The organism is Cupriavidus sp. PB-02, from assembly GCF_058252315.1.
Map to the genome: position 1 here is coordinate 143,584 of NZ_CM177694.1, position 26,514 is coordinate 170,097.

General features: G+C 67.9%; 28 protein-coding genes. 16 read left to right on the plus strand and 12 right to left on the minus strand.

Annotation, left to right across the window (positions count from 1 at the left end; translation table 11 throughout):
- Nucleotides 1-17: 17 nt before the first annotated feature.
- From AC10V3_RS00695 to AC10V3_RS00710, 4 genes are read left to right on the plus strand one after another with little or no spacing between them, the layout of a single operon-like run.
- Nucleotides 18-518 (plus strand): YbaK/EbsC family protein, encoded by a 501-nt coding sequence (locus tag AC10V3_RS00695; protein ID WP_022533248.1) that lies wholly within the window; start codon nt 18-20, stop codon nt 516-518.
- The gene (locus tag AC10V3_RS00700) at nt 515-943 is read left to right on the plus strand and encodes a thioesterase family protein (RefSeq protein WP_490922954.1); all 429 of its coding nucleotides are present in this window, start codon (nt 515-517) and stop codon (nt 941-943) included. The genes AC10V3_RS00695 and AC10V3_RS00700 overlap by 4 nt, the downstream gene beginning before the upstream one ends.
- Nucleotides 944-973: 30 nt before the next feature.
- Nucleotides 974-1,225, plus strand: a complete 252-nt coding sequence (locus tag AC10V3_RS00705; RefSeq protein ID WP_374063688.1) for a DUF1289 domain-containing protein — start codon at nt 974-976, stop codon at nt 1,223-1,225.
- The gene (locus AC10V3_RS00710; RefSeq protein ID WP_051369667.1) at nt 1,195-2,151 is read left to right on the plus strand and encodes an MBL fold metallo-hydrolase; all 957 of its coding nucleotides are present in this window, start codon (nt 1,195-1,197) and stop codon (nt 2,149-2,151) included. The genes AC10V3_RS00705 and AC10V3_RS00710 overlap by 31 nt, the downstream gene beginning before the upstream one ends.
- Before the next feature lie 130 nt (nt 2,152-2,281).
- Here the strand turns inward: AC10V3_RS00710 and AC10V3_RS00715 are convergent, their stop codons facing one another.
- From AC10V3_RS00715 to AC10V3_RS00740, 6 genes are all read right to left on the minus strand, one after another.
- A complete protein-coding gene (locus AC10V3_RS00715) occupies nt 2,282-4,480 on the minus strand; it encodes a TonB-dependent receptor (RefSeq protein WP_041681205.1) in 2,199 nt (732 codons plus the stop codon).
- Nucleotides 4,481-4,634: 154 nt separating this feature from the next.
- Nucleotides 4,635-5,078: a hypothetical protein gene (locus AC10V3_RS00720; RefSeq protein WP_349604769.1), complete on the minus strand. Its 444-nt coding sequence runs from the start codon at nt 5,076-5,078 to the stop codon at nt 4,635-4,637.
- A complete protein-coding gene (locus AC10V3_RS00725; RefSeq protein WP_022533254.1) occupies nt 5,038-6,321 on the minus strand; it encodes a GTP-binding protein in 1,284 nt (427 codons plus the stop codon). Before AC10V3_RS00725 ends, AC10V3_RS00720 begins: the two co-directional genes overlap by 41 nt.
- A 256-nt stretch (nt 6,322-6,577) precedes the next feature.
- Complete coding sequence (gene dksA / locus AC10V3_RS00730; RefSeq protein WP_010813282.1) at nt 6,578-6,997, minus strand: RNA polymerase-binding protein DksA; 420 nt, start codon at nt 6,995-6,997, stop codon at nt 6,578-6,580.
- A 589-nt stretch (nt 6,998-7,586) separates the two neighbouring features.
- Nucleotides 7,587-8,660, minus strand: a complete 1,074-nt coding sequence (locus tag AC10V3_RS00735; protein WP_022533255.1) for a CobW family GTP-binding protein — start codon at nt 8,658-8,660, stop codon at nt 7,587-7,589.
- Nucleotides 8,661-8,693: 33 nt separating this feature from the next.
- Nucleotides 8,694-9,206, minus strand: a complete 513-nt coding sequence (locus AC10V3_RS00740) for a Fur family transcriptional regulator (RefSeq protein WP_022533256.1) — start codon at nt 9,204-9,206, stop codon at nt 8,694-8,696.
- A 178-nt stretch (nt 9,207-9,384) separates the two neighbouring features.
- Here AC10V3_RS00740 and AC10V3_RS00745 point away from each other — a divergent pair, with 178 nt between their 5' ends.
- The 5 genes from AC10V3_RS00745 (at nt 9,385) to AC10V3_RS00765 (ending at nt 14,280) form a co-directional block, all read left to right on the plus strand.
- Nucleotides 9,385-10,284: an alpha/beta fold hydrolase gene (locus AC10V3_RS00745; protein WP_022533257.1), complete on the plus strand. Its 900-nt coding sequence runs from the start codon at nt 9,385-9,387 to the stop codon at nt 10,282-10,284.
- 290 nt (nt 10,285-10,574) lie between these two features.
- Nucleotides 10,575-11,561 carry a tripartite tricarboxylate transporter substrate-binding protein gene (locus tag AC10V3_RS00750; RefSeq protein WP_022533258.1) on the plus strand — a complete coding sequence of 329 codons (987 nt, stop codon included), beginning with the start codon at nt 10,575-10,577 and terminating at the stop codon, nt 11,559-11,561.
- 218 nt (nt 11,562-11,779) lie between these two features.
- The gene (gene hslV / locus AC10V3_RS00755; RefSeq protein WP_022533259.1) at nt 11,780-12,316 is read left to right on the plus strand and encodes an ATP-dependent protease subunit HslV; all 537 of its coding nucleotides are present in this window, start codon (nt 11,780-11,782) and stop codon (nt 12,314-12,316) included.
- Nucleotides 12,317-12,393: 77 nt separating this feature from the next.
- Nucleotides 12,394-13,725: an ATP-dependent protease ATPase subunit HslU gene (gene hslU, locus AC10V3_RS00760; RefSeq protein WP_022533260.1), complete on the plus strand. Its 1,332-nt coding sequence runs from the start codon at nt 12,394-12,396 to the stop codon at nt 13,723-13,725.
- Between the two features lie 258 nt (nt 13,726-13,983).
- Complete coding sequence (locus AC10V3_RS00765) at nt 13,984-14,280, plus strand: hypothetical protein (RefSeq protein ID WP_022533261.1); 297 nt, start codon at nt 13,984-13,986, stop codon at nt 14,278-14,280.
- Nucleotides 14,281-14,419: 139 nt separating this feature from the next.
- Here AC10V3_RS00765 and AC10V3_RS00770 read toward each other — a convergent pair whose 3' ends face one another.
- From AC10V3_RS00770 to AC10V3_RS00780, 3 genes are all read right to left on the minus strand, one after another.
- Nucleotides 14,420-16,156 carry an IS1634 family transposase gene (locus AC10V3_RS00770; protein ID WP_022537088.1) on the minus strand — a complete coding sequence of 579 codons (1,737 nt, stop codon included), beginning with the start codon at nt 16,154-16,156 and terminating at the stop codon, nt 14,420-14,422.
- A 149-nt stretch (nt 16,157-16,305) separates the two neighbouring features.
- The gene (locus AC10V3_RS00775) at nt 16,306-16,917 is read right to left on the minus strand and encodes a response regulator transcription factor (RefSeq protein WP_022533262.1); all 612 of its coding nucleotides are present in this window, start codon (nt 16,915-16,917) and stop codon (nt 16,306-16,308) included.
- A 2-nt stretch (nt 16,918-16,919) separates the two neighbouring features.
- Nucleotides 16,920-18,320: an ATP-binding protein gene (locus AC10V3_RS00780; protein WP_022533263.1), complete on the minus strand. Its 1,401-nt coding sequence runs from the start codon at nt 18,318-18,320 to the stop codon at nt 16,920-16,922.
- 197 nt (nt 18,321-18,517) lie between these two features.
- Between AC10V3_RS00780 and AC10V3_RS00785 the strand changes: the two genes are divergently transcribed.
- Nucleotides 18,518-19,009: a copper chaperone PCu(A)C gene (locus AC10V3_RS00785; RefSeq protein ID WP_022533264.1), complete on the plus strand. Its 492-nt coding sequence runs from the start codon at nt 18,518-18,520 to the stop codon at nt 19,007-19,009.
- 199 nt (nt 19,010-19,208) lie between these two features.
- Here the strand turns inward: AC10V3_RS00785 and AC10V3_RS00790 are convergent, their stop codons facing one another.
- The gene (locus AC10V3_RS00790) at nt 19,209-20,144 is read right to left on the minus strand and encodes a LysR family transcriptional regulator (protein WP_022533265.1); all 936 of its coding nucleotides are present in this window, start codon (nt 20,142-20,144) and stop codon (nt 19,209-19,211) included.
- Nucleotides 20,145-20,238: 94 nt separating this feature from the next.
- Here AC10V3_RS00790 and AC10V3_RS00795 point away from each other — a divergent pair, with 94 nt between their 5' ends.
- Nucleotides 20,239-20,766, plus strand: a complete 528-nt coding sequence (locus tag AC10V3_RS00795; protein ID WP_022533266.1) for a DMT family transporter — start codon at nt 20,239-20,241, stop codon at nt 20,764-20,766.
- Here the strand turns inward: AC10V3_RS00795 and AC10V3_RS00800 are convergent.
- Entirely contained in the window at nt 20,727-20,969 is a 243-nt protein-coding gene (locus AC10V3_RS00800; protein WP_022533267.1) for a cysteine-rich CWC family protein, read from the minus strand. The two genes, AC10V3_RS00795 and AC10V3_RS00800, sit on opposite strands and share 40 nt — an antisense overlap.
- Before the next feature lie 374 nt (nt 20,970-21,343).
- Here AC10V3_RS00800 and argB point away from each other — a divergent pair, with 374 nt between their 5' ends.
- The 5 genes from argB to metW all read left to right on the plus strand — a co-directional run bounded on the left by argB (nt 21,344) and on the right by metW (nt 26,024).
- Complete coding sequence (gene argB / locus AC10V3_RS00805) at nt 21,344-22,261, plus strand: acetylglutamate kinase (protein ID WP_080745243.1); 918 nt, start codon at nt 21,344-21,346, stop codon at nt 22,259-22,261.
- 73 nt (nt 22,262-22,334) lie between these two features.
- On the plus strand, nt 22,335-23,285 hold the full coding sequence (locus AC10V3_RS00810; protein ID WP_490922958.1) for a pyrimidine 5'-nucleotidase: 951 nt from the start codon (nt 22,335-22,337) through the stop codon (nt 23,283-23,285).
- Nucleotides 23,282-23,959 (plus strand): nucleoid occlusion factor SlmA, encoded by a 678-nt coding sequence (gene slmA / locus AC10V3_RS00815; protein WP_022533270.1) that lies wholly within the window; start codon nt 23,282-23,284, stop codon nt 23,957-23,959. Before AC10V3_RS00810 ends, slmA begins: the two co-directional genes overlap by 4 nt.
- A gap of 275 nt (nt 23,960-24,234) precedes the next feature.
- Entirely contained in the window at nt 24,235-25,416 is a 1,182-nt protein-coding gene (metX, locus tag AC10V3_RS00820) for a homoserine O-succinyltransferase MetX (protein WP_022533271.1), read from the plus strand.
- Nucleotides 25,413-26,024, plus strand: coding sequence for a methionine biosynthesis protein MetW (gene metW, locus AC10V3_RS00825; RefSeq protein ID WP_012351496.1), 612 nt, complete (start codon nt 25,413-25,415; stop codon nt 26,022-26,024). The genes metX and metW overlap by 4 nt, the downstream gene beginning before the upstream one ends.
- Before the next feature lie 16 nt (nt 26,025-26,040).
- Here metW and AC10V3_RS00830 read toward each other — a convergent pair whose 3' ends face one another.
- Complete coding sequence (locus AC10V3_RS00830) at nt 26,041-26,469, minus strand: VOC family protein (protein WP_022533272.1); 429 nt, start codon at nt 26,467-26,469, stop codon at nt 26,041-26,043.
- Nucleotides 26,470-26,514: the final 45 nt, after the last annotated feature.

Here is a 26,514-nt window from a genome sequence, read left to right on the forward strand (position 1 = left end):
CAGCACAAGGAGAATGCATGACGGCAAGTAACGAAGCACTGCCGGAGTCCGCGCAGCGCGTCGCGGACCTGCTGGCCGAACTTGGCCACGATCGCCCGGTAGTGTTGCTGCCCGCGACCGGTAAGACTTCCGCGGAAGCCGCGGCGGGCCTGGGCTGCAGCGTGGCCGAGATCGCCAAGTCCATCATCTTCCGGCGCGTGGCCGACGATGTGCCGGTGCTGGTGATCGCCAGCGGCAGCAACCGCGTCGACGAGGCCAAGGTGGCCGCCCGCGTGGGCGCGCTGGGCAAGGCTGACGCGCGCTTCGTGCGCGAGAAGACCGGCTATGCCATCGGCGGCGTCTGCCCGATCGGCCATGCGGTGGCGCCGGTGATGCTGCTGGACCAGGACCTGTTCCGCTATGACAGCCTGTGGGCGGCGGCGGGGCATCCGCACGCGGTGTTCAACCTGACGCCGCATCAGCTGCAGCAGATGACCGGTGCGGAAGTGGCCGACGTGGCCGCGGGATCCGCGGCATGAGCCCCGAACTTCGCCCCGGCCTGACCTTCCGGTGGCAGTACACAGTGCCGCCCAAGGCCACGGTGCCGCAGCTGTATGACGACATCCCTTGCTGCCCGGAGATGCCCGACGTGCTGGCCACCGGCTATATGGTCGGCATCATGGAATGCGCCTGCCTGCAGATGCTGCGCGATCACCTGGACTGGCCGCGCGAGCAGTCGCTCGGCACGCTGGTCAGCTTCTCGCACCTGGCGCTGACGCCGCCGGGCATGACTGTGACGGTGAAGGGCGAACTGGTCGAGGTGGACGGGCGCCGGTTGCGCTTTGAACTGAGCGCGTGGGACGGCGAGGACAAGATCTCCGAAGGCGTGCATGAGCGCCACCTGATCGACGCCGGCCGCTTTAATCAGAAGGTGGCGGCCAAGGCCGCCCACGCGGCGGCCTGAGTGCCGCCTGACTGCATCGACATGGCTGACATGCCCGCGCCCGTGACGTCCGCTGCAGAGATAGCCGTGCAGGCCGACGCGGCGCTGCGGGCCGCGCCCGTGCCGTCGCCGTGCCGCAACGTCTGCCGCATGGACGCGGCCAGCGGCTTCTGCGAGGGCTGCCTGCGCACCATCGAAGAGATCGCCGGCTGGTCGTCAGCCAGCGACGAAGACAAGCGCCGCATCTGGGCGCAACTGCCCCAGCGCGCCGCATGGCTGGCAGGCGAGGAGGCATCCCCTTGAGCGAAGCACCCGTTCCGCAGCTGCCAGCCACGATGCGCGTGTTCGAGCGCGGCTGGCTGTCGGCCAACAATATCCTGTTTGTCGACGGTGAAGACACGGTGCTGGTGGACACCGGCTACGTCACGCACGCGCCGCAGACCGTGGCACTGGTGGCGGCCGCGCTGCAAGGCCGCCCGCTCGCGCGCATCTTCAACACGCACCTGCATTCCGACCACTGCGGCGGCAACGCCGCGCTGCAGGCGCGCTGGCAGCCGCGAACCGCGATCCCCGCGGCCGAGGCTGAAGCCGTGGCCGCCTGGGATATCGATGCGCTGAGCTATATTGCCACGGGGCAGCAGTGCGACCGCTTTACCTTCGACAGCGTGCTGCAGGATGGCGACACGCTGCGCCTCGGCGGCATCGACTGGCAGGTGGTGGCCGCGCCCGGGCACGATCCGCATGCGGTGATGTTGTTCGCGCCGGCGCAGCGCATCTTGATTTCGGGCGATGCGCTGTGGGAGAACGGCTTCGGCGTGATCTTTCCCGAGCTCGAAGGCGAGAGCGGGTTTGCCGAGCAGGCGGCGGTGCTGGAGCGGATCGCGGAGCTCGATGCGAGGGTGGTGATCCCGGGGCATGGGCGGATGTTTGACGATGTGGCAGCCGCGGTGGAACGCGCGAAAGGGCGTCTTGGCTACCTCAGTGCCGACCCGGCGCGCAATGCCAGCCATGCGGTCAAGGTGCTGGTGAAGTTCAAGCTGCTCGAGCAGCAGCGCATGGCGCAGGCTGAGCTGGTGGCATGGATGGAGGCGGCGCCGTTGATGGTGCGGATCCGGGAGCGGTTCATGCCGGGGCAGGCGATGGCGGAGATTTATGCGCAGACGGTGCGGGCGCTGGCGGGTGTGGGAGCGCTGCAGGTTGATGGGGAGTGGGTGGTGAATCGGGATTGAGCTGGTTCGGACGGCCCCGGGATGGACGTGCCTGCCCTCTCCCCCCGCCCCTCTCCCGCCTGCGGGAGAGGGGCCGGGGGAGAGGGCAGGCGCTGCAACGAAGTAGCGCCGCCGCCATGCCGAGCTCACCTCAGAACGTCGTCCTGAACCCCACCTTCACACTGCGCCCGGCCAGCGGCGCGATATCCCGCAAAATCGACGCCGCATTGCGCGCATCCTGGTTGGTCAGGTTGTCCCCGCGCAGGTACACCAGCGTCTGCGTGCCCGCCGTCTTGAACTTGTAGGTCAGCGCCAGGCTCAGCAGCGTATAGGCATCGGTCGGTGTGTCATTCACCGGCACCCGTGTCTGCTTTGCCGCATAGGTGACATCCACGCGCGCGCCCCACGGCCCGGCGCCATACACCAGCGCGCCGCCCAGGCGCAGCGGCGCCAGCCGCGGCAGCGGCTCGCCGGTATCGCGGTTCTCGCCGCGCACGTAGTCGGCACGCGCTTCGAAGTCGAGCGTATCGCTGGTCGTCAGCATCTTCTGCCACAGCCGCGTCTTGCCTTCGGCCTCGAAGCCATACAGCGTGGCCGGCACGCCCAGGTACTGGAACTCAGGCAGCGAGTCGGGACTGCCGGCGGCGACCACGTCGCCCGCTTCATCGCGCGCGCGGCCGGTCGAGGTCAGCGCCAGGTAGTTGGCAAAGCGGCTGTAGTAGCCCGACAAGCTTGCGCTGTGCGCCCCGGACTTGAAACGCACGCCGAGGTCGATCGAGGTGGCGCGCTCCTTGTTGGCGTTGGGGTCGCCCAACTCCCACGCGCCGGTGGCGACGTGCGGGCCGTTGGCGTACAACTCATAGAACGTCGGCGCGCGCTCGGTGTACGACAGGTTGCTGGTCAGCGACCACAGCGGATTGACCTTGTACAGCAGGCCCGCCGAGGCACTGGTGGCATTGAAGCTGCGGTTGGCATCGGCAAAGCGGTCGTTGCCGTTGGCGCTGGCCTTGATGCTGCTGTGGTCGAGGCGCCCGCCCAGGTTGAGCTTGAGGTCGCCGGAGGCCGTCAGCGGCAGTTCCTCGAACACGAACAGCGCAGCGTTGTCGGTGTTGGTGCTGGGCACGAACGCCTCTTCGCCCAGCGCCGAGAAATCGGTGTGGCCAAACTGCGTGCCGATCACGCCGGTCATGTTGCCGATCCTGGCGTGCTTGGCCTCGAAGCGCGCGTCCCAGCCGCGGTTCTTGAAGATCGTGCCGGTCTCGCCGTCTTCGATCTCCTTGTGTTCGTAGTCGGTGTAGCTGAACTTGCCCTTGACCGATTCGATCCAGCCGCCTGTGTTGCCGGCGAGGTTGCGCGCCTCGCTTTCCAGCGCAAAGCGGTCCTGGCGCATCTTCAGCCGCACGTTGTCTTCGGCGGGGGTGCCGTACTCGTTGCGGTAGGCACTGTAGTTGGCGCCGATAAAGCCGTCGGCCCAGGTGTAGGAGCCGCCCAGCGAGCCGCCTTCCTGCTGCGCGCTGGTGTTGGGCAGGCGGCCGTAGGCTTCGCTTTCGCCCTCGGGCAGCGGTTCAGCGGCGCGCAGGCGGTCGCTGCGGGCGAAGCCGGGGATGCGCAGGTCGCTGGTCTTGCGGGCAAAGGCGTCGGCGTGCACGGCGAACTTGCCGTTGCCGGCCTCGATCAGCGCACTGGCATTGCGCGCCTGGTCACCGCCCGCGGTGGCGCTGGCGTCCACCGCGCCGCCGATGCCTTCGATCGGCTCCTTGGGAATGCGGTTGTCGATCACGTTGACCACGCCGCCGATGGCGTTGCCGCCGTATATCAGCGCGGCGGGGCCGCGCACGACTTCGATGCGCTCGGCCACCAGCGGATCGACGGGCACGGCGTGGTCGTAGGATAGCGTGGAGGCGTCGACGGTGGTGCCGCCGTTCTGCAGCACCTTGATACGGTCGCCATCCAGGCCGCGGATCACCGGCCGGCTGGCGTTGGGCCCGAAGTAAGTGGACGAGACCCCGGGCAGCTTGTCGAGGGTCTCGCCCAGCGTGCTGGCCTGGCGCACGGCAAGGGCGTCGCCGCCCAGCGTCGATACGGGCGCCACCATGTCGTTGAGGTCGCTGCCGAGCGGGTTGGCGGTGACCACGACTTCGCGCAGGGTTGCGCCGGCAGGCGCGGTGGCAGGCGCCGCAGGCGTGGCAGGAGCGGTGTCGGCAGCGGGCGCCGCGGGCGGCGTGGCATTCTGCGCCAGCGCGGCGGGCGCCACGAAGGCGGTCGCCATGGTGGCGGTGAGCGAAGCGGCAAGGGCTGCCAGCGGGGTCAGGCGCGGTGCGCTGGTTTGCGGGTGTGAGCGGTTAGACATGGCGCGCGGAGAGAGGCAGTGGCAATCGGCCCGGCTGGCACGGCGGTCGCCCAGCGCCGGCCGGCCCGCAATGGGCGTGGCCGCGCAGCCGGAGTGGCAGGCGTTCAGCACGGATATTCATGGGCCGGGCGCGCGGCGAGGGCCGCGTCCCGGATCAGGCGAGGGCGATGGCCGGCGCCGGTGGCGCGCGCGAATGGAAGGGTTGTGCAGCGGGCAGGTCGGGCCAGCGCCAGGCCAGGTTGGCCGGCTTGACCGGTTTGCCGAAGGCGAGATCCGGCAGCGGCAGCTTGCCGCACAGGGTGTCGGCAACGGTGGCGCCGTCGAACAGCACGCACGAGTGGCCGGTGAAGGTCTGCGCCTGCGAGTGCGGGTCGGTATCGGCCGCTGGCGCGGTGTCAGTTGCCGTGGCCGTGGCGGCCAGGGCGGCCGCCGGCGGCAGCACGCCGCCGTGCACGATACGGTGGGTCAGCCCGGCATGCTGCGCGAGCAGCAGGCACAGCGCCAGCCACAGCGCGGAGAAGAGGCCCGGGCCGTGCGTGCGCAGGCGGGCGAACCAGTCAGTGCGCATGCCGATGGCCGCCGTGGCTGCCGTGGTCATGGTCGGGGTCGCCGCAGCCGCAGTCATCGCCATGGTCATGGTCATGGCTGTGGCCGTCTTCGTCGTCGAAGTCGTCGACCCAGGCAGGGAAGGGGTCCGGGTAAGCCGCCCAGGCGTCCGCGCCCGCCGCCATCTCGGCGTCGGTCAGCAGGCAGGCATCGAGCCGTGCCCACAGCGCGGCAGGGTCCAGTTCCACGCCGGTCAGCACCAGTTCCTGGCGGCGGTCGCCGAACGGCGCCAGGGCGCCGTCGACCAACATGTCGGCTTCCACTTCGGCGCGCTGCGCCGGGTCGCTCGGCCATTCGGCCGGGTCCAGCGCGGCCCACCAGGCGCCGGCGCCACCGTGGCGGCAGACGCCGCCGGCCTGGTTCCAGTCGCCGGCGGTTTCCATGCGGCTGGCCAGCCAGAACAGGCCCTTGGAGCGCAGCACGCTGCCGTGTTCGCGCAGCCACTCGGTGTGGATCAGGTCCGCGAAGCGTTGCGGATGGAACGGGCGCCGTCGCCGGTAGACCAGGGTGGACACACCGGTGGCGGCGTCGGCAGCGGGCACCTCGCCACGCAGCGCGGCGAGCCAGCCCGGGGCGTCGGCGGCGGCCTCGAAGTCGAAGCGGCCGGTGCCTTGCACGCGCTGCGGTGGCACCTTGCCGAAGCTGGCCTCGATGATGTCGGCACGCGGGTTGAGCGCATGCAGCACCGCATGCAGGCGCGCCAGTTCGGCGGCTTCGGCCAGGTCGGCCTTGTTCAGCACGATCACGTCGCAGAACTCGACCTGCGCGAGCAGCACTTCGGCCACGGTGCGGTCGTCGCCACCACCTTGCGCCAGCCCGCGGTCGCCGAGGAACTCGGCCTCGTTGAGGTCGCGCAGGAAGGTGGCGGCATCGATGACCGTCACCAGCGTGTCGGGCTGCACTGCGGCATCAGGCCCCGCGCCATGCTCGGCCTCGAACAGGAAGCCTTCGGCGATGGCCAGTGGCTCGTCCAGGCCGTCGGCTTCCACCAGCAGCGCGTCGAAGCGGCCTTCGGCGGCGAGCCGCGCCGCTTCGGCGAGCATGGCGTCACCCGACGGCAGAACGGTGGCCTCGCAGCCCGGCGGCAGCGGCGCCAGCGTCTGCCCGTCCTGCGCGCCGCAGACCAGCACGGCCACGCGGCTGCCCGCGCTATGCGCAAGCAGGTGGTTCAGCAGCGTGGTCTTGCCGGCGCCGGGGAAACCGGACAGCACGGCGACGGGCAGGCGATCGGCCATGGCAGGAGGGCAGAAAGACAGAAAATACGGCAGGCAGCGGGCGCACCTCGGCGGCCGTTGCCTCGTTGTTGCAACAAAGTTGCGAATTTACCAGAAAGGCCGGGCCGGCGACAGCCGGAGGATTCTGACAATGGTAGGCCGTGGCGACGCCACGACAAAGCGCCGCCAGGCCGTGAGTAAGCGCAAACACAAACGGCCCGGAGAACCGGGCCGTCACGTCGCGCCTGCCGCGCCGGCGTTGCCGGCGCGCGGCGTCTCAGTCGCCGAACAGCTTCTGGCGCAGTTCGCGGCGTTGCTGGGCTTCCAGCGATAGCGTGGCGGTGGGCCGGGCCAGCAGGCGCGGCACGCCGATCGGCTCGCCGGTTTCCTCGCACCAGCCGTAGTCGCCCGATTCGATGCGCTGCAGCGATTGCTCGACCTTCTTCAGCAGCTTGCGCTCGCGGTCGCGCGTGCGCAGTTCCAGCGCATGCTCTTCCTCGATGGTGGCGCGGTCGGCCGGATCCGGCACGATGACCGTTTCGCGCAGGTGTTCCGTGGTCTGGTCAGCGTTCTTCAGGATTTCGTCGCGCAGCTGCTCCAGGCGATGCTTGAAGAAGGCGAGCTGCGCTTCGTTCATGTAATCCTTGTCGCTCATCTTCAGGATTTCAGCTTCAGTCAGAAGTTTGTTGCTGCTCATGGTTGCTGCTGATTCTCTTGTTGATGCGGCCGGCGGCGTCTGGGTCCGCTCGGGTGCGCTGTCCGCGGGCTTGCGCGCCACGGTTGTTTCACTCTGGCTGGCTGCAGTCTTGCTGCTTCGCAGGCCTCCCTTCGTTGCGCCCGCTTCGGCGTTCGCCGTACTGCCGCGGGGAGCGGGCGCGGCCTTCACAGGCTGCGCCTTGAGCGTCTCTGCCGCTGCACTACCAGTCTTGCTGCGGCTTTCTTTTGTCTTCGTTGCGGCTGTCATGGGGACACCTCTCTCTCGCGTCAGTCAGTGACGGCGCGTGCCGGGGTACCCCAAGCGGAAAGGCGGTCTCCGCACGAAGCACTGCGACCGCACCTGCCCGGCGGCCTGCCTCATGCTGACGACAACCGCCGCCCTGCAAGATATCGGTAGCGGAAAAAAGGTGCGCCACCGGTATCAAATCCGGCCTATTGTACTTGAACAAATTTTTCCGAGATACGGGGGAAAGCCAGCCAGCACTTCGGTATTTCCCCGGTACCCCGAATGAGAGGGCCGCCGCAGGGCGGTATCTGGAGGCAGCCGCCCCGAGGGGCGGCTGGTGCACTCAGGCCAGGCAGTTCTCCAGGCCCTTGAGGATGGCTTCGCGGGGCAGGTCCACGCCGATGAACACCATCCGGGTGCCCGGGGTCTCGTCTTCCCACTTGCCGCCGATATCGCTGCCCATCAGTTGGTGGACCCCCTGGAATACCACTTTGCGGTCCACGCCCTCCATATATAGTACGCCCTTGTAGCGCAGTAGTTTTTCCCCGTACACCGCCAGGATTCCGGACAGGAATTCCTCCAGCTTGCCGTAGTGGAAGGGCTTGTCGCTGCGGAAGACAAACGACGCGATGCGGTCGGTATGGTGGTGGTGATGGTGGTGGTCGTGCTCGTGGCCATGATCGTGGTCGTGATCGTGGCCGCAGTCGGTGCCGCAGTGCTCGCCGTGGTCGTGATCATGGTCGTGGTCGTGATCCTCCGCGCGCAGGAACTCCGGGTCCAGCTCCAGCTTGGCGTTCAGGTTGAAACCGCGCAGGTCGAAGATGGTGTCGATCGGCGCCTCGCCGAAGTTGACCAGGCGGATCGGCGCGCGCGGGTTCATACGCACCAGCCGGTGGCGCAGCCCGGTCACGTCGTCCTTGCCGACCAGGTCGGACTTGGTGATGAAGATGGCGTCGGCAAAGCCCACCTGGCGCTGCGCTTCCTCCTGCTTGTCGAGTTGCATATGCGCATGCTTGGCGTCGACCAGCGTGATCACCGCATCCAGCAGGTAGCGCGAGGCGATTTCCTCGTCCATGAAGAAGGTCTGCGCCACCGGGCCGGGGTTGGCCACGCCGGTGGTCTCGATCACCACGCGGTCGAAGTCGATCTCGCCGGCGTCGCGCCGCGTCAGCAGCCCGGACAGCGCCTGCACCAGGTCGCCGCGGATGGTGCAGCAGATGCAGCCGTTGCTCATCTGCACGATCTGCTCGCGGCCGTCCTGTACCAGGATCTCGTTGTCGATGTTCTCTTCGCCGAACTCGTTCTCGATCACGGCGATCTTCATGCCGTGCGGCTCGTTCAGGATGCGCTTGAGCAGGGTGGTCTTGCCGCTGCCGAGGAAGCCCGTCAGGATCGTGACCGGGGTCAGTTTGGACATTTGTTGTTCTCCGGGAATTTGAGAAGGCCGTGTTCAGTGCGCGGGCGCGCGCTTGCCGCACTCGGCGCAGACGCCGTTCACGGTCAGTTCGACATGTTCGATGGCAAAGCCGCTGGGCACGCGCGGCGCGACCGGCTGCGCCGGCGCACTGGCATCGTCCAGGCAAAAGGTGCGGTCGCAGCGGGTGCAGTGGAAATGACTGTGCTGGCGATGCTCCTGCGCGCGCGCGGCCTCGTGCTCGACCAAGCTGAAGCGGAACACGCGGTCGTTGCCGGCGCGCTTCTGCGCCACGCCCTGTTCCACCAGCCAGTCCAGCACGCGGTAAACGGTGACGCGGTCGACGGTCTCGCCTTGCTCGGGCAGGCGGTCGATCACGGCCTGGTGCGTCAGCGCCTCGTCGCTGCCGATCAGGCAGGCCAGGATGCACAGCCGCGGCTGCGTCACGCGCGCGCCCAACTGGCGCAGGCGCTCGTGGGCGGCCTCCAGGGGCGGGGGGATCGCCGGTTCCGGCGCAAGGGCCGGCCGGTCCGGGCTGGGACGGGTCATGGGGCGATTTAACCATAGGGCCCCGGTTGATGCAATTCAGTTGCGTCAGCGGGACTTCCCGGGGGCGGCGTTGTATTGCCGGCTCCACCTCCGTGCGACCAAGCCGAAGGTGCTGTTTGTCGCCTATGATCGGCACAGAGATGTCCGTCAAACAGAGCAGACACACATGGAGACACCCATGCTGAACGACGCCAGCGCGCTGCTGTTCCCCAATTTCGAGCCCTTCCGGCGCCACGTCGGCGAAATCGAGATCGCCGGCGTGCAGGGCGGCTCGGGCCCGCCGCTGCTGCTGTTGCACGGCCATCCGCAGAGCCACCTGATCTGGCACCGCGTGGCGCCGGCGCTGGCCGACCACTTCACCGTGATCGCCACCGACCTGCGCGGCTACGGTAGCAGTTCCGCGCCGCCGGGCAACCCCGGGCACGAGGGGTACAGCAAGCGCAACATGGCGCAGGACCAGGTCGCGCTGATGGCCGCGTTCGGCTTCGAGCGCTTTGCGCTGTGCGGCCACGACCGCGGCGCGCGCGTGGCACACCGGCTGTGCGCCGACCATCCCGAGGCGGTCAGCCGGGCGATGCTGCTGGACATCGCGCCCACGCTGGCGATGTACGAACGCACCAGCATGGCCTTCGCCGCCGCCTACTGGCACTGGTTCTTCCTGATCCAGCCGGCGCCCTTTCCCGAGACGCTGATCAACGCCGAGCCGGAGTTCTACCTGCAGAAACTGATGGGCCTGCGCCAGGCCGGCCCAAGCCCGTTCGCCCCCGATGCCATGGCCGCCTACGTCGCCGCCATGCGCGACCCCGCGCACGTGCATGCCATGTGCGAGGACTACCGCGCCGCCGCCACCATCGACCTGGAACACGACCGCGCCGACCGCGAGGCCGGGCGCCGGCTGGAGCTGCCGCTGCGCGTGCTGTGGGGCGAGCACGGCGTGGTGGCGCGCTGCTTCGAGCCGATGGCGCTGTGGCAGGAGGTGGCTGCCGACGTCAGCGGCCGCGCGCTCCCGTGCGGGCATTACATTCCGGAGGAAGCCCCCGAGCCGCTGCTTGAAGAAATGCTCGGTTTTTTCCGCTAGCGCCCCGCCGCTGCGAACCCCGCGTTTTTCCGTGCATTCCTCCCATATCTTCGGCGTATCTCGCCATATGTGCAGCGTTGCAGGCGGGTTAGCCCCTATACCTGCACATTGTCTGGCGTTGCTAACATCATCCCCCCGCCCATGCCGCTGCGTGCGGCGGGGCGGCGGTGCCTGCCGGCATGGTCAAAGCGCGGCCAAAGAGCCTGCGCAATCAGCGCCCCCACAGCCGGGGCCGGGCCGGCGGCAACGCCTTGCAGACGGGTATTTGAAGGGAACCAGGAGAAGAGAGCATGAAACGAGTGGCAAAGATGGTCGCGGCAGCGCTGGCAGTCAGCGCAATGGGTGTGGTGTCGGGCGCGTACGCCCAGGAATATCCCGGCAGCAAGCCGGTGTCGGCGGTGGTGCCGTTTGCCGCAGGTGGTCCGACCGACAAGCTCTCGCGCGAGCTGACCGCGATCATGTCCAAGCATCTGGGCGCGACCATCATCATCGAGAACCTTGGCGGCGCCGGCGGCACCATCGGGGCCAAGAAGGTGGTGCAGGCCAAGAACGACGGCCACACCGTGCTGATCCACCATATCGGCATGTCCACCGCGCCGGCGCTGTACCGCAACCTGGGCTTCGATCCCCTGAAGGACTTCGAGATGGTGGGCGAGATCGCCGACGTGCCGATGATCCTGGTGGGCAACAAGTCGCTGCCGCCGAACAACTTCAAGGATCTGCTGCCGTACATCAAGGCCAACGCCAGCAAGCTGTCGCTGGCCAACGCCGGCATCGGCTCGGCCTCGCACCTGTGCGGCCTGCTGTTCCAGAGCGCGATCCAGACCGAGCTGACCACCGTGCCGTACAAGGGCACCGCGCCGGCGCTGACCGACATCCTGGGCGGCCAGGTCAACCTGATGTGCGACCAGACCACCAATATCGCCGGCCAGCTCAAGGCCAACGCGCTCAAGCCGTACGCGGCCATGCAGTCGCGCCGCGTGGAAGCGTTCAAGGACATTCCGACCGCGGCCGAGCAGGGCCTGCCGGGCGTGGAAGTCAAGATCTGGCACGCCATGTATGCCCCCAAGGGCACGCCCAAGCCGGTGATCGACAAGCTGTCGGCGGCACTGCAGAAGGCCGTGACCGACCCGACCTTCCGCGCCAAGATGGCCGAGCTGGGCGCCGAGGCCGTGCCGGCGCAGCGCGCCACGCCGGATTCGCTGCGCACCTTCCTGACCGCCGAAATCAACAAGTGGACCCCGGTGATCAAGAAAGCCGGCGTGTACGCGGACTGATCTGATGGAGTGATGTGCGAGGCGCGCGGGCCGCTGGCCCCGCGCGTTGCGGACAAGGGCCATGCGGCAACGCATGGCCCTTTTTGTTTGGGCGCGGCGCCGGGCAACGTGGCGGCAGGCATCCTATATTGGTCAGACCGCGCCCGGCGCACGCGAGGGCCTTGAAACCGGCCGGAGGCGTCGCCAACTACGGTCCTGACATATTCACGGAAGCCACCATGGAACAGTATCACGGCACTACCATCGTCAGCGTCCGCCGCGGCAATCAGGTCGCACTCGGCGGTGATGGTCAGGTCACTCTCGGCAATATCGTGATGAAGGGCACCGCGCGCAAGGTGCGCCGCATCTACAACGGCAAGGTGCTGGTCGGGTTTGCCGGCAGCACGGCCGATGCCTTCTCGCTGCTGGATCGCTTCGAGGCCAAGCTGGAGAAGTACCAGGGCAACCTGACCCGCGCCGCGGTCGACCTCGCCAAGGACTGGCGCTCGGACCGCGCGCTGCGCCGGCTGGAAGCCATGCTGATCACCGCCGACCGCGACACCACGCTGGTCATCACCGGTAACGGCGACGTGCTCGACCCCGAGGGCGGCATCGCCGCCATCGGCTCGGGCGGCGCGTATGCGCAGTCCGCCGCCAAGGCGCTGGTGGAAAACACCGAACTGCCGCCGAAGGACGTGGTCGAGAAGGCGCTGACCATTGCCGGTGAACTCTGCATCTATACCAACACCAACTTCGTCATCGAGACGCTGGAATAAGCGAAGGCCAGCCACTGCCAGCTTTTGCCACGCCCGGCTGGCCGCACGCCCCACCGCGCCCCAACTGAACGGATACCATGTCGCACACCATGACCCCGTCGGAAATCGTTTCCGAACTCGACAAGCACATCATCGGCCAGAACAAGGCCAAGAAGGCCGTGGCCGTGGCGCTGCGCAACCGCTGGCGCCGCCAGCAGGTGGCCGAGCCCCTGCGCCAGGAAATCACTCCCAAGAACATCCTGATGATCGGCCCGACCGGGGTCGGCAAGACCGAGATCGCACGTCGCCTGGCCAAGCTGGCCGACGCGCCGTTCATCAAGATCGAGGCGACCAAGTTCACTGAGGTGGGCTATGTGGGCCGCGACGTCGACACCATCGTGCGCGACCTGGCCGAGATGGCGATCAAGCAGACCCGCGAATCCGAGATGAAGAAGGTGCGCACCAAGGCCGAGGACGCGGCCGAGGACCGCCTGCTCGACGTGTTGCTGCCGCCGCCGCGCGATATCGGCTTTACGCAGCCGGAAGAAAAGGATTCCAACACGCGCCAGGTGTTCCGCAAGAAGCTGCGCGAAGGCCAGCTCGACGACAAGGAAATCGAGCTGGAGCTGGCCGCCGGCATGCCGAGCATGGACATCATGGGCCCGCCGGGCATGGAAGACATGACCGAGCAGATCCGCTCGATGTTCGCCGGCCTGGGCCAGGGCAAGAAGGCGCGCCGCAAGATGAAGGTCAAGGAAGCCTTCAAGCTGCTGATCGACGAAGAGGCCGCCAAGCTCGTCAATGACGATGAGCTCAAGCACAAGGCCATTACCAACGTCGAGCAGAACGGCATCGTGTTCCTGGACGAGATCGATAAGATCGCCAGCCGCAGCGATATCGGCGGCGGCGAGGTGTCGCGCCAGGGCGTGCAGCGCGACCTGCTACCGCTGGTGGAAGGCACCACGGTGAGCACCAAGTACGGCATGATCAAGACGGACCATATCCTGTTCATTGCCTCGGGTGCGTTCCACCTGTCCAAGCCGAGCGACCTGATCCCCGAACTGCAGGGCCGCTTCCCGATCCGCGTGGAGCTGGACTCGCTGTCCGTGCAAGACTTCGAGGCCATCCTGACGCAGACCGACGCGAGCCTGACCAAGCAGTACCAGGCGCTGCTGAGCACGGAAGCGGTCGAACTGGTGTTTGCCGATGACGGCATCCGCCGGCTGGCGGAGATCGCCTTCTCGGTCAATGAAAAGGTGGAGAACATCGGCGCGCGCCGGCTGTACACGGTGATGGAGCGGTTGCTGGAAGACCTGTCGTTCCATGCGACCAAGTCGTCGGGCGAGACCGTGACCATCAATGCCGCGTATGTCGATGAGCGCCTGGGCGACCTGGCCGGCAATGAGGATCTGTCGCGCTACGTGCTGTAAGTCGGTACTGTCGGCAAGCGGGAAGGGCGCACCACGGTGCGCCCTTTTTGCATCTGTGGGTCAGTTTCCGTCCCCTGGCGGGAACGGATTTCTCATATCCGTGCGTATCCGGCTGCCACATGCCGGTAAGGCGCGTAAGCATTGGTAAGCACGCTGGCGCGCGAAGGCGCGTCAATGCGACCCTTCGTCACCTTGACGGTCGATTGACCGGTGCGGGAGCCACCGCATCCCACTCAACTCACTGGCAGGAGAAATCCAATGATCCAATACAAGACCCGCCGTGTGGTGCTCGCCACAGGAGGCCTGCTGGCCGCGCTGGCCGCCGCGACGGCCTTTCTCTGCATCCGTCCCGCCGTGCCCGCCGCCGAGGCGGCGCAATCGGGTTCGCGCGGCGCGGCCACTGCCGCGGCAGCGACGCTGGCGCTGGATTCGGGCGCGCTGTTCACGCTGGCCGACCGGCATGCCGGCGACGCCATGCGCATCGTCGCGCAAGGCAGCACGCCGCAGGACAGCGCCGACGGGCTGGACTGGGACTACGTCCAGTTGCGCCTGTAAAACACCGGCAGCATTTGTCACCGGAAAGGCCGCGCAATACGCGCGGCCTTTTCCTTTAGCCCGAAGTTCCCCAACCCCCTGGGCGAGTTTCCCCTTGTACGACAGGCACTTGGCGTAATTCCCGGGTTCCGATTTCTGTCTACACGCGGATTTGCTGAAGCAATTCCAGAGCCTGCTTCTGTTTCGCGTTGGCCGTGGTGACGAGTTCGAACGTCGGCACTTCAGCGCCAGCGCTGGGTGTGCGGCAGGTGTTACGCACGATCGTGGCGAGTTCGGCCATCAGGCTCGAGAAGCTGTGCACGGGCGTGCCGTCGTCAAGTGTGTGGCGCGCCGCCTTGGCCAGCGCTGCCGCAGAGCGCACGGCAGGCGCCACCGGATCACGCGTGGCCTTGGCGGCCTGATCCGGGTCGGCGAACATCAGTTCGCGCCAAGCCTCACGCATGTGCCATTCGACGTAGTAGGCCAGCATGCACAGCAGGATATGCGCACGCACCCGATCGGCCGTGCGGTGATGGATTGGCCGCACCTTCAGGTCCACCGTTTTTAGCGAACGGAACGCGCGCTCCACGTTGGCCAGCGCCTTGTAGTTGCGCACGCACTCGGCCGAGTCCATCTGCGCCGCACTCACCGAAGTGCGGATGATGTAGAGGCCGTCGAGCGCCGCCTCGCGGGCGATGCCCTCGCTGTTGCGGCTGAACGTGAAGGCCGCGTCGTCGATGCTTAGCGCAAAGTGCTTGGCCACCTTGTACTTGTCGATCACCTTGCCCACGCGCAGGCCGATCTGATCGCGCCCGGCAAGCTTGCCCGCCTGCACGCGGGCAACGATCGGCTGCAGGCACGCCTCGGTGGCCGCCAGCAACTCTTCTCGCTTGTGGGCACGTAGCCTGGCCAGTTCCGGATTGCGGCACGCCACCAGCCGCTCGCCCGGATAGTCCGGTGAACTCAGCTCCAGCAGATTGCGCTCGTCGAACAGGCCAAGCTGCAGTTGCCCTTGCTCGAGCAGCGGGCGGATCGAGGCGCTCTTGAGCGCGGTGATCCAGCCCAGGTCACCGCCCTCACGCATCTGGTCGATGGCCTTGCTGGAGATCATGCCGCGATCGCCCACCATGACCAATCGGGAGAGACCAAATTCCTCTTGCAGGCGCCGCACCTCGGGCATGAAGGTCTGGCTGTCGGCCACGTTGCCCTCATGCACCGACACCGCCACTGGGCAGCCGCGCGCATCGGTGAGCAAGCCGTAGTTGACCTGTAGCAGCCCCTTCTTGCCATCGCGGCTATAGCCAAGCTTGGCCAGCGGACAGGTGCTGCCCTCGAAGTAGCTGGAGCTCAGGTCATACAGCACCAGGCCACCGTCGCTCAAGTGGCGCGCGGCGAGCTTCTTCTGGATCGTGTCTTGGCGTGCGAGCAGCCAGTCCATCGCCGCGTACAGGTCATCCTCGTTGGCCTCGGCCACACCGAAGTCCTCCGCCAGGGTGCTGGTGTGCCACCAGCGTGTGGTGGCCAGCTTCGTGTGCGGCGCCGCGATGCGCGCGGCCACCATCGCCAGTACCAGGTCGCGCTCGCGCGAAGGCTTGGTGGCGATCAGCGAGGCAAAGCCCAAGCGCTGCATGGCCGTGGTCACCGCCTGCACGTGGCCGTGAGCGCGCGAGCGCGTCACCTCGAATGCCTCGCCCAGCGGCACGAAGGTCTCGCCCTTGAGCGAGCGGCGGATGATCTCGATCAGTGCCTCGGGCAAGTGGGACAGGTTGCCCAGCGTCTCGTTCTTGACCACGCCGTCCTCGCGGTAACTGCGCCGCAACAGGTGGGTGCGATAGACCTGGTCCTTGTACTTGCGGGTCGTCGTAACGACGTGAGCGGTTCCGGTTCGTGCTGGCATAGCCAGAAGAATAGGAGAAAACACGCCTATGTCAAGTATTTTTAGTGACTACAAAATGAAGACATCGAACACCCCCTGATGAGCCGATTCCTCAATCAGGAAAAGGGATTCGCGACGCCGCAGCCGCGGCGTCGGCATGGAACTTCGGTTTAGCGTGACACCGGCCGCTTGCCCAGCTTGCGCTGCAAGGTGCGCCGGTGCATGTTCAGCGCCCGCGCCGTGGCGGAGATATTTCCGCCGTGCTCGGCCAGCACGCGCTGGATGTGTTCCCACTCGAGCCGCGCCACCGACAGCGGCACCGGCTCTTCCATTGCGGCCTGCGCCGCCTCTTCCGACACGCCCGCCATCAGCGCGGTCAGGATCGAATCGACATTGGCCGGTTTGGCCAGGTACTCGTCCGCGCCCTGCTTGACCGCCGCCACCGCGGTGGCAATGCTGGCGTAGCCGGTCAGGATCAGGATGCGCGCGTCGGGCAGCGCCTGGCGCAGCGGCGATACCAGTTGCAGGCCCGATTCGGCCGGCGCGGTGCTGCCGGCTTCGGGCGGCGGTTCCAGGTGCAGGTCCAGCGTGACGTAGGCAAAGGCCGTGCGCGACGCCAGCGCGAGCGCGCTGCGGCCGTCGTGCGCGACCTGCACCGAATAGCCGCGGCGCGTGAGCGCGCGCGCCAGCGTGCCGGCGAAGACTTCATCGTCGTCGATGAGCAGGAAGGACGTGCCTGCGGGTGCGGTGGCTTCAGGTACCGGGTGGAAGGTGTCGGTCATGTTCAGTGGTGGCGCGATGGTTCCGGATGCGCGGCAGGCGCGGAAAACGTCGATAGCGCGGACAGCGCGGGCAGGCGCAGCTCGGCCACGGTGCCGCCGCCGGGGCGGTCGTGCCAGGCCAGTTCGCCGCCCATCTGGCGGGCGGCGCTTTGCGCCAGGTACAGGCCGATACCCTGGCCGCCGTGCTGGCTGGCCACCGGCGTTTCGCCGAGCTGGCCGCGCAGGGATTCGGGGATGCCGTCGCCGTGGTCGGCCACGCGGAAGGACAGCCACGGCGCGGTGTAGCCGGGCTCCATCGCGATCTGCAGCTGCAGCGGTTCGTTGCCGCGGCCGGCGGCCTGCTGGCTGCGCGCGGCGTTGTCGAGCAGGATGGTCAGGATCTGGCCGACGCGGGCAGTTTCTACCGCTTGCGCGCCGGCGCCCGGGGTGGTGCCGGCCTGCAGGCCGGCGCCGGGATGGCGCAGCTGCCAGCGTTCGGCAAAGGCCGGCAGCCAGCCGTCGATGCGCTGTGGCGCCAGTGTGGCGGGATCTTCGCGCAGCCTTGCCAGCGTGGTGCGGCACAGCCCGAGCTGCTGCTCCATGGTCTGCAGGTCGGGCAGATAGGCGTTGATCGCGGTGGCGCCGCGGCCGGGGTCGGAGGCATCCGCGCGCAGTTCGCCGGCGATCACCGCGAGCGTGGCCAGCGGCGTGCCGATCTCATGTGCCACGGCGGCCGCCTGGCCGTTGAGGTCTTCCACGCGCGCCTCGCGCAGCAACTGCTCGCGCGCCAGGTTGAGCTGCGCCTCGCGCTGGCGCAGCACGCCCGACAGGCGCGCGACGAACAGCGCGATCATCACCGCGCTGGCGACGAAATTCAGCCACATGCCCGCCAGGTGGTAGTTCACCGCGTTGTCGGGGTTGTGCAGGTCCAGCGGCACGTACTCGAACAGCAGCACCGTGTAGCAGGCCAGCGCGTACAGCGCCAGCGCGATCACCTGGCGCCAGGGCAGGATCGCCGCGGCAATGGCGAGGCCGGGCAGGTAGAACGAGACGAAGGGGTTGGTGGCGCCGCCGGTAAAGAACAGGATCGCCGACAGCGCGGTCAGGTCCACCAGCAACTGGCCCATCAGTTCGGCCTCGCCGGGCGCGCTGTTGCGCCGCGTGTGCTGGCGCAGGCGCAGGCCGGTGAGCAGGTTGAACAGCGCCTGCAGCCCGAACACCACCAGCAGCGGCCCGTAGGGCAGCCGGATGCCGGCCATCGGGTCGCAGCTCAGCATGGTCAGCGCCTGCCCGGCCAGCAGCGCCCAGCGCAGCCAGAACAGCCGGCGCAGCGTCACCTGGCCGTGGCGGGCGGAGGAGCCGGCCGGCAGCGGCGTCAGGAAGGGGAGTTCGGGCAGGCTTGGCACGACGGCGCGGGTGGTCATGGCGCGAGTGTATCAATGCCGCCGCGGGGCACCTGCGCGTGCGACACCTTGCCGCATTGGCGGCGCGCCGCGCGGCCTGCCAGACTAGCCGGCTATGCGCCGCGCCGGCGCTCCCCGGCCTGCCGCGCCGGCGCCCCCCTTGCCGGGCACGGCCAGGCATCGGCATGGTCTAATGTCTGCTTTCAGGAGAGCCTTACATGCAAGCCAAGATCCGCGCGGCCACGGTGGCCGCATCGTTCGCCGCGCTCGCCGCCACGCTGGCTTCGGGCGCCGTGCTGGCCCAGGTCGATGTCAGCAATGCCTGGGTGCGCGGCACCGTGCCGACCCAGGCCGCATCGGGCGCCTTCATGGTGCTGCACGCGCACGAGAACGCGAAGCTGGTCGGCGTATCGTCGCCGGTGGGCACGGCCGAGCTGCACGAGATGAAGATGGAAGGCAACGTGATGCGCATGCGGCAGATCAAGTCGCTGGACCTGCCAAAGATGAAGGACGTCGAGCTGAAGCCCGGCGGCTACCATGTGATGCTGATGGACCTGAAGTCGCAGCTGAAGAAGGGCGACACCGTGCCCATCACGCTGAAGATCGAGCAGGGCGGCAAGGTGACCGAGCAGAAGGTCACGGCAGAAGTGCGCGACATGGTGCCCGCTGCCGCCGGCGCGAGCGGCGGCCACGGCGAGCACAAGCACTGATCGCCTGACGGGCCCGGCCTCGTCCATCCACTCATCCAGCCAACATGGCCAACAAGCAGCACGGCACCCGGCAGAAGCTGGTCTTTCGCGGGGACACGCGGCCCGCCAGGCCAGCCACCGGCGCCACCCAGCGTCGTGATGCCAGACCGCAGCCACCGAATCCGGGTGGCGGCAAGCCCGCCAAGCCCGCACTCCGCCGTCAGCCGCGCAAGCTGATCGGCTCTTCCGATTCCTGATTGGCAGCCGCCGCCAGTACGCGCTCGCGCAGCCACGCGTGGGCCGGATCGGCCTCGGTGCGCTCGTGCCAGATCATGCTGAAGGTGAAGTCGTCCAACGCAAACGGCGGCGTGAATACGGCATAGCGGGGGTCGTCTTCCAGCGCGGCCAGGCTGCGTCGCGCGGTGGTGAGCACCAGGTTGGTCCCGGCGATCAGCGCCGGCGCCACGCTCCAGTGCGGCACCACGCAGGCGATCTTGCGGCGCCCGCCGAGCTTGGCGACGGCCGTGTCGATCGCATCCATGCGTTCGCTGTGCGTGGCCACCAGCACGTGCGAGCGCGCCAGGTAAGCCACCTGGTCGAGCCGGCCGGAATCGCGCACGGTCGCCGCATCCACCGCGCAGGCGTAGCTCTCCCGGAACAGCTCGGCGGATTTGACGCCTTCGGGCTGGTAGGTGAACACGCCCAGCGCCATGTCGATCTCGCCGTCGGCCACCTGCGCGGTCATGCCCTCGCGGCTGGCCTGCGACACCACCAGGTCGATATTGGGCGCGGCCTTGCGCACCGCGCGCAGCAGCCGCGGCAGCACCACCAGCGCGCCATAGTCGGACATCGCCAGGCGGAAGGTACGGCGCGTGGTGGCGGGCTGGAAGCCGCTCGGCCCCAGCAGGATGCGCACCTGCGCCAGCGCCTCGGCCAGCGGGCCGGTCAGTTCATGGGCGCGCGCGCTCAGCACCAGTCCACCCTTGCCGCGCACCAGGATAGGATCGTCGAGCAGCTGCCGCAGGCGGCCCAGCGCGTGGCTCACCGCCGGCTGGCTCAGGTGCAGCCGCAGCGCGGCGCGGGAGATATGGCGCTCGGCCAGCAGTGCTTCCAGCACCACCAGCAGGTTGAGGTCGATTCCGCGTAGGCTATTCATTCGGCGAATATTAAACGTACGAAAGCAGAATTGGGAATTCGCTTTGCGATATTTCACACTGGCAGGCATCGCATATTGCCTCACGGAGCGCACCATGTCAGTCACTCAGGTCCCGTTTTCGATCCCCGTTTCGCTGTTGCTGCCGCTTGCCACGGCGGTACTGGCCGGTGCCGTGATCCCGTTCCAGGCGGGTGCCAACGCCACGCTGGGGCGCACGCTGGGCCATCCGCTGTCGGCCACGCTGGTGTCGTTGCTGGTCAGCCTGGCAGCAATCCTGCCGGTGCTGTGCCTGCTGCGGGTGCCGCTGCCGGCGCCGTCGCAGCTGGCGCGCGCGCCGGGCTGGATCTGGATCGGCGGGGTGCTGGGGGTGTTTTATATCTCGGCCGCGCTGATGATGGCGCCGAAACTGGGCGCCGCCGGCTTTATCGCCGCGGTGGTGGCGGGGCAGGTGCTGGCGGCGCTGCTCGTGGACCAGTTCGGGCTGGCCGGGTTTGCCGTGCGTGTGCTGACGCCGGCGCGGCTGGCGGGCGCGGTGCTGATCGTGGCCGGGATGCTGGTGATGCAGTGGGGCAGTGCGCCGGCTCAGCCGGCCGGCGTGCCCACGGCCGGGGCCGGCGCCTGATCCTCGCTCCGGCGCGCCGCCAGGCAGGCGGGGCACAGGCAGTGCTGGCCGGGCACGATCTGCCGCGCCGGCAGCAGCGGCTGGCTGGCGCACCAGCACTCGGGCAGCCCGGCCACGTAGCCACAGACGAAACCGGCGCCACAGCGGCTGCAATGCTCGACCGGGCGCAGCTGGCCGGTGAGGACCGTGCGAGCGTCGCTCATCGGCGGCACGCCGGCGCCGGGGCCGGGATCGGAGGGGGCAACGCGGGGTTGGTTTCTGGCATGGTGGGAACTGGTGCGCGGAGTGGCTTGCCAAATGGGCACAGTGATCGGGGCACAGTGATCGGGCTCAGGTGACCGAGTGCGGGGCGGCTGTTGCGCGGACGGAACGCCGGCGCGCTGTCTGGTGCCCCGTGGGGCGCTTGCCGGCGGCTTGCGCGCGCAGCTTGGGCCGGCAGGCTCGCGCCCCGCGCGGTTTCTTGTAAAATCGGCGCCTGCCGTGGCCGGATGGCGCACTTTCGGGCGATCCCCGTTGGTTTCCCCCGGGTACGCGGCCGATTAGCCATCATACCTGTTGAATCTCACGGATGTCCCCCATGAACGCCGACAACCCCGGGCCTGCCGCAACGACGGTGGCCGCCATTGCCCCCGCGCTGAAAGCCGAGATCCTCGCCGAGGCGCTGCCGTATATCCGCAAGTTCCACGGCAAGACCATCGTGGTCAAGTACGGCGGCAATGCCATGACCGAAGAGAAGCTCAAGCACGGCTTCGCGCGCGACGTGATCCTGCTGAAGCTGGTCGGCATGAATCCGGTGGTGGTGCACGGCGGCGGCCCGCAGATCGATGAGGCGCTGAAGAAGGTCGGCAAGGTCGGCACCTTCGTGCAGGGCATGCGCGTCACCGACGAAGAGACCATGGAAGTGGTCGAGTGGGTGCTGGGCGGCGAAGTCCAGCAGGACATCGTGATGCTGATCAACCAGTACGGCGGCCAGGCCGTGGGCCTGACCGGCAAGGACGGCGGCCTGATCCGCGCCAAGCGCCTGCAGATGCCGGATCGCGAGAACCCGGGCGCCTTCATCGATATCGGCTACGTGGGCGATATCGAGGCGATCAACCCGGCGGTGGTCAAGGCGCTGCAGGACGATGCCTTTATCCCGGTGATCTCGCCGATCGGCTTCTCCGACGATGGCCAGGCCTACAACATCAACGCCGACGTGGTCGCCGGCAAGATGGCCGAGATCCTGAAGGCCGAGAAGCTGGTGATGATGACCAACATCCCCGGCGTGATGGACAAGAAGGGCAACCTGCTGACCGACCTGACCGCGCGCGAGATCGAAGAGCTGTTCGCCGACGGCACCATCTCGGGCGGCATGCTGCCGAAGATCTCGTCGGCGCTGGATGCGGCCAAGAGCGGTGTGCATTCGGTGCACATCGTGGACGGCCGCATCGAGCATTCGCTGCTGCTGGAAATCCTGACCGAGCAGGCGTTCGGCACCATGATCCGCTCGCACTGAGCGGAGCCGCCGGGGCGGCCCTGGCCACAACCAGCCGCCCCGGAACACCCCCATATCCTCCGAGTCGTCCGGCGTGCCTTCCAGTCTTCCTCCTCCGCGCCGTGTCCGCGCTCGCCTGCGCCGCCGCCCGGCGGGCGACAACTCAGGCCGCACGGTCTGGCTGTTCGACCTCGACAACACGCTGCACGACGCGTCGCACGCGATCTTCCCGGCCATCAACCGGCTGATGACCGCCTACGTGGCGCGCGTGCTCGGTTGCGACGAGGCCACCGCCAGCCGCGTGCGCGTGGACTACTGGCAGCGCTACGGCGCCACGCTGCTCGGCATGATCCGCCACCATGGCGTCGATCCCGCGGACTTCCTGCGCGCCGCGCATGAATTCCCGGCGCTGGCCGAGATGGTGCGCGTGCGGCGTGGGCTGGCCGCGCACCTGCGGAGCCTGCCCGGGCGCAAGATCCTGGTCACCAATGCGCCGCAGGACTATGCGCATGCGGTGATGGAGATTGCCGGCATCCGCCATTGCTTCGAGCGCGTGGTGGCGATCGAGCAGATGTGGGTGCACGGCCACCTGCGGCCCAAGCCGGACCGGCGCATGCTGCGCCGGTTGCTGGTGCAGACGGGCATCGCGCCCCATCGCGCGGTGCTGGTGGAAGACACCGTGTCGCACCTGAAGCGCTATGCGGGCACCGGTATCCGCACGGCATGGGTGACCGGCTACCTGCGCACGATCGCGCCGTCGCGCCCGCACGAGGCGCTTGCTGTGTCCACTGCGGCGCGCGACGACGGCAGCCGGCGCGATGCCGCGGTACGCTCCACGCTGGAGGCCGAGGACCGGCGCCATGTCGGCCACGCCGCGCAGGAGCAGTCGGTCACGCTGGTGGCGGCAGAGACCCAGGCGCCGCAGGCGCAGCCCGACAACGTGCCGCGCGTACGTGCCCGCGTGCCGAACCGGCCGGCCTATGTGGACATAAAAGTACAATCCATGCATCAACTCAAACGACGAATGCGGAGAACCGGGTCATGACGCAGAGCAACGGGGACCAGCCGGAGGCTGTCATTTCAGGCAGGGCCGAGGACATCGACATGCCGGCGGGCGAACAGGCGCCGGCCGCGCCCGTGCGCAAGCGCCCGCGCCCGGGCGAGCGCCGCGTGCAGATCCTGCAGACGCTGGCCACCATGCTGGAACACCCGCGCGGGGAAAAGATCACCACCGCCGCGCTGGCCGCGCGCCTGAACGTGTCCGAGGCGGCCCTGTATCGCCACTTCGCCAGCAAGGCGCAGATGTACGAGGGCCTGATCGGCTTTATCGAGCAGACCGTGTTCGGCCTGATCAACCAGATCGCCGACAAGGAAGAGCATGGCCTGCGCCAGGTCCATGCGATTGTGCGCATGCTGCTGTCGTTCGCCGAGAAGAACCCGGGCATGACGCGCGTGCTGACCGGCGAGGCGCTGGTGGGTGAGCACGAACGCCTGCAGGAACGCATCAACCAGGTGGTGGACCGCATCGAGGCCTCGCTGCGCCAGTGCCTGAAGGTGGCGGTGACACAGGCCGCGTTCCCCGCGGACGCCGATATCCCGGCACGCGCCGCGCTGATCATGGCGGCGGTGCAGGGCCAGTGGCACCGCTATGCCAAGAGCGGCTTCCGCAAGTCGCCGTCGGACCATGTCGAGGCGCACCTGAGGGTCTTGCTGGGCTGAAAACAACATGCCGGGCCGATTGCTCTATAATTGCCCGGTCGCGCCGATTTGATGACTGGCTTGCGGGCGCGCGGCAGCCAAGGGACCAAGGTCCGGGTTGCCACTATAAATGCGGCTAAAGAGGTTGGGTCGGCGCCCCATGTCACCACTGCAATGGATGGCGCCGGCACGCGGAATCCCGCAAGGAATCCAGTGAATCCCGACTTGGCTGCGATGCTGCATACGCAAATGCCGGTCGGGTTTTTTTATGCCCGTTCGCCACGGGCCCGGATTCCATGACTGATGTCGCCCTGCCGTCTGCCGCGCCCAGCGCGCTCGCCCTGCCGCCCGATTCGGTCGGCGTGGTCACGCCGCAGCGCATGCATTTCGCCGAGCCGCTGAAGCTGCGCAACGGCACGTCCATCGCCGGCTACGACCTGATGGTCGAGACCTACGGCACGCTCAATGCGGCCCGCTCCAACGCGGTGCTGGTCTGCCACGCGCTCAATGCCTCGCACCATGTGGCCGGCGTCTATGCTGACGACCCGCGCGACGTGGGCTGGTGGGACAACATGGTCGGCCCCGGCAAGCCGCTCGATACCAACCGCTTCTTCGTCATCGGCGTCAACAACCTGGGCTCGTGTTTTGGCTCGACCGGACCGATGAGCGTGAACCCCGCCACCGGCCAGCCCTATGGCGCGAGCTTCCCGGTGGTGACGGTGGAAGACTGGGTCAACGCGCAGGCGCGCGTGGCCGACGCGTTCGGCATCACGCAGTTCGCCGCAGTGATGGGCGGCAGCCTCGGCGGCATGCAGGCGGTGGCCTGGAGCCTGATGTACCCGGACCGGCTGCGCCACTGCATCGTGGTCGCATCCACGCCCAAGCTGTCGGCGCAGAACATTGCCTTCAACGAGGTCGCGCGCAGCGCCATCCTGTCCGACCCCGACTTCCACGGCGGCAACTACTACGCGCATGGCGTCAAGCCCAAGCGCGGCCTGCGCGTGGCCCGCATGATCGGCCATATCACCTACCTGTCGGACGAGGACATGGCCGAGAAATTCGGCCGCGAGCTCAAGACCGACGACATCCGCTTCTCGTTCGATGTCGAGTTCCAGGTGGAGAGCTACCTGCGCTACCAGGGCGACAAGTTCGCCGAGTACTTCGACGCCAACACCTACCTGCTGATTACGCGAGCGCTCGACTACTTCGACCCGGCGCTGGCCTACGGCGGCGACCTGACGCGCGCCATCGCGCAGACCCAGGCCAGCTTCCTGGTGGCGAGCTTTGGCACCGACTGGCGCTTCGCGCCCAGCCGCAGCCGCGAACTGGTCAAGGCGCTGCTGGACAACAAGCGCCCGGTCTCGTACGCCGAGATCGACGCGCCGCATGGTCACGACGCCTTCCTGCTCGACGACCCGCGCTATCACAACCTGATGCGCGCCTATTACGACCGTATCGCAGAGGAGATCGGCGCATGAACGCCCTGGCCAATCCCAATATCCTGGCGCTGCGCCCCGACTTCCGCGCGATCGCGCGCTGGATCGAACCCAATTCCACGGTGCTCGACCTGGGCTGCGGCGACGGCAGCCTGCTGCGCGTGCTGCAGGACGAACTCGATGTGCAGGCCTACGGCATCGAGATCCGCGACGAAGGCGTGCTGGCGTGCGCGCAGAAGGGCGTGCATGTCATCCAGCAAAACCTGGAGGGCGGGCTGGCGCTGTTCGAGGACAAGAGCTTCGACACCGTGATCCTGTCGCAGACGCTGCAGACCATCCACAACACCGCGCAGGTGCTGCGCGACACGCTGCGGGTGGGGCGCGAGTGCATCGTCTCGTTCCCGAACTTTGGCTACTGGCCGCACCGGCTGTCGGTGTTCCGCGGGCGCATGCCGGTGTCGGAGTCGCTGCCTTACCAGTGGTACAACACGCCCAACGTGCGCGTGCTGACCATCAGCGACTTCGAGGCGCTCGCGCCCAAGGTCGGGCTGCGCGTGATCGACCGCGTGGTGATGCACGAGGGCGTGACCGTCAGCTGGGGCGTCAACTGGCGCGGCAGCCTGGCGGTGTACCGGGTCTGCGCGGCCTGAGCGGGGCCCATCGGCTTCAGCCCGGCAGCGCGCCGGCCTCGTACTGCGCCGCAAATTCTCCCGACGGCGGGATCGGCTTGATGATGTCGATCAGCACGCCGTTGGGGTCGGCGGTGATGAAATGGCGCTGCCCGAAAGCCTCGTCGCGCAGCGGCAGCAGGATTGGCAGCCCGGCCGCCCGCAGGCGGTCATGGATCGCATCGGGGTCTTCCACTTCAAAATTCAGCAGCAAGCCCTTCGCGCACTGGCCGCGCGCCAGAGCGGGGATGGTCTCGTGGCTGCCGTCCAGCACCGCCAGGTTGACCGCCGGGTCGTCCGCTAGCTGCAGGTGTACGTACCAGTCGCTGGTGAAGAGGGCCACGAAGCCGAAGTGGCGCTGGTAGAACGCGGCCGTGCCGGCAACGTCGCCGGTCATGATGACGGGGTAGTAGCTGGTGACTTTCACGATGCCGCTCCTTTCGGTTGTTAGATACATGCAGACTGTATGTAA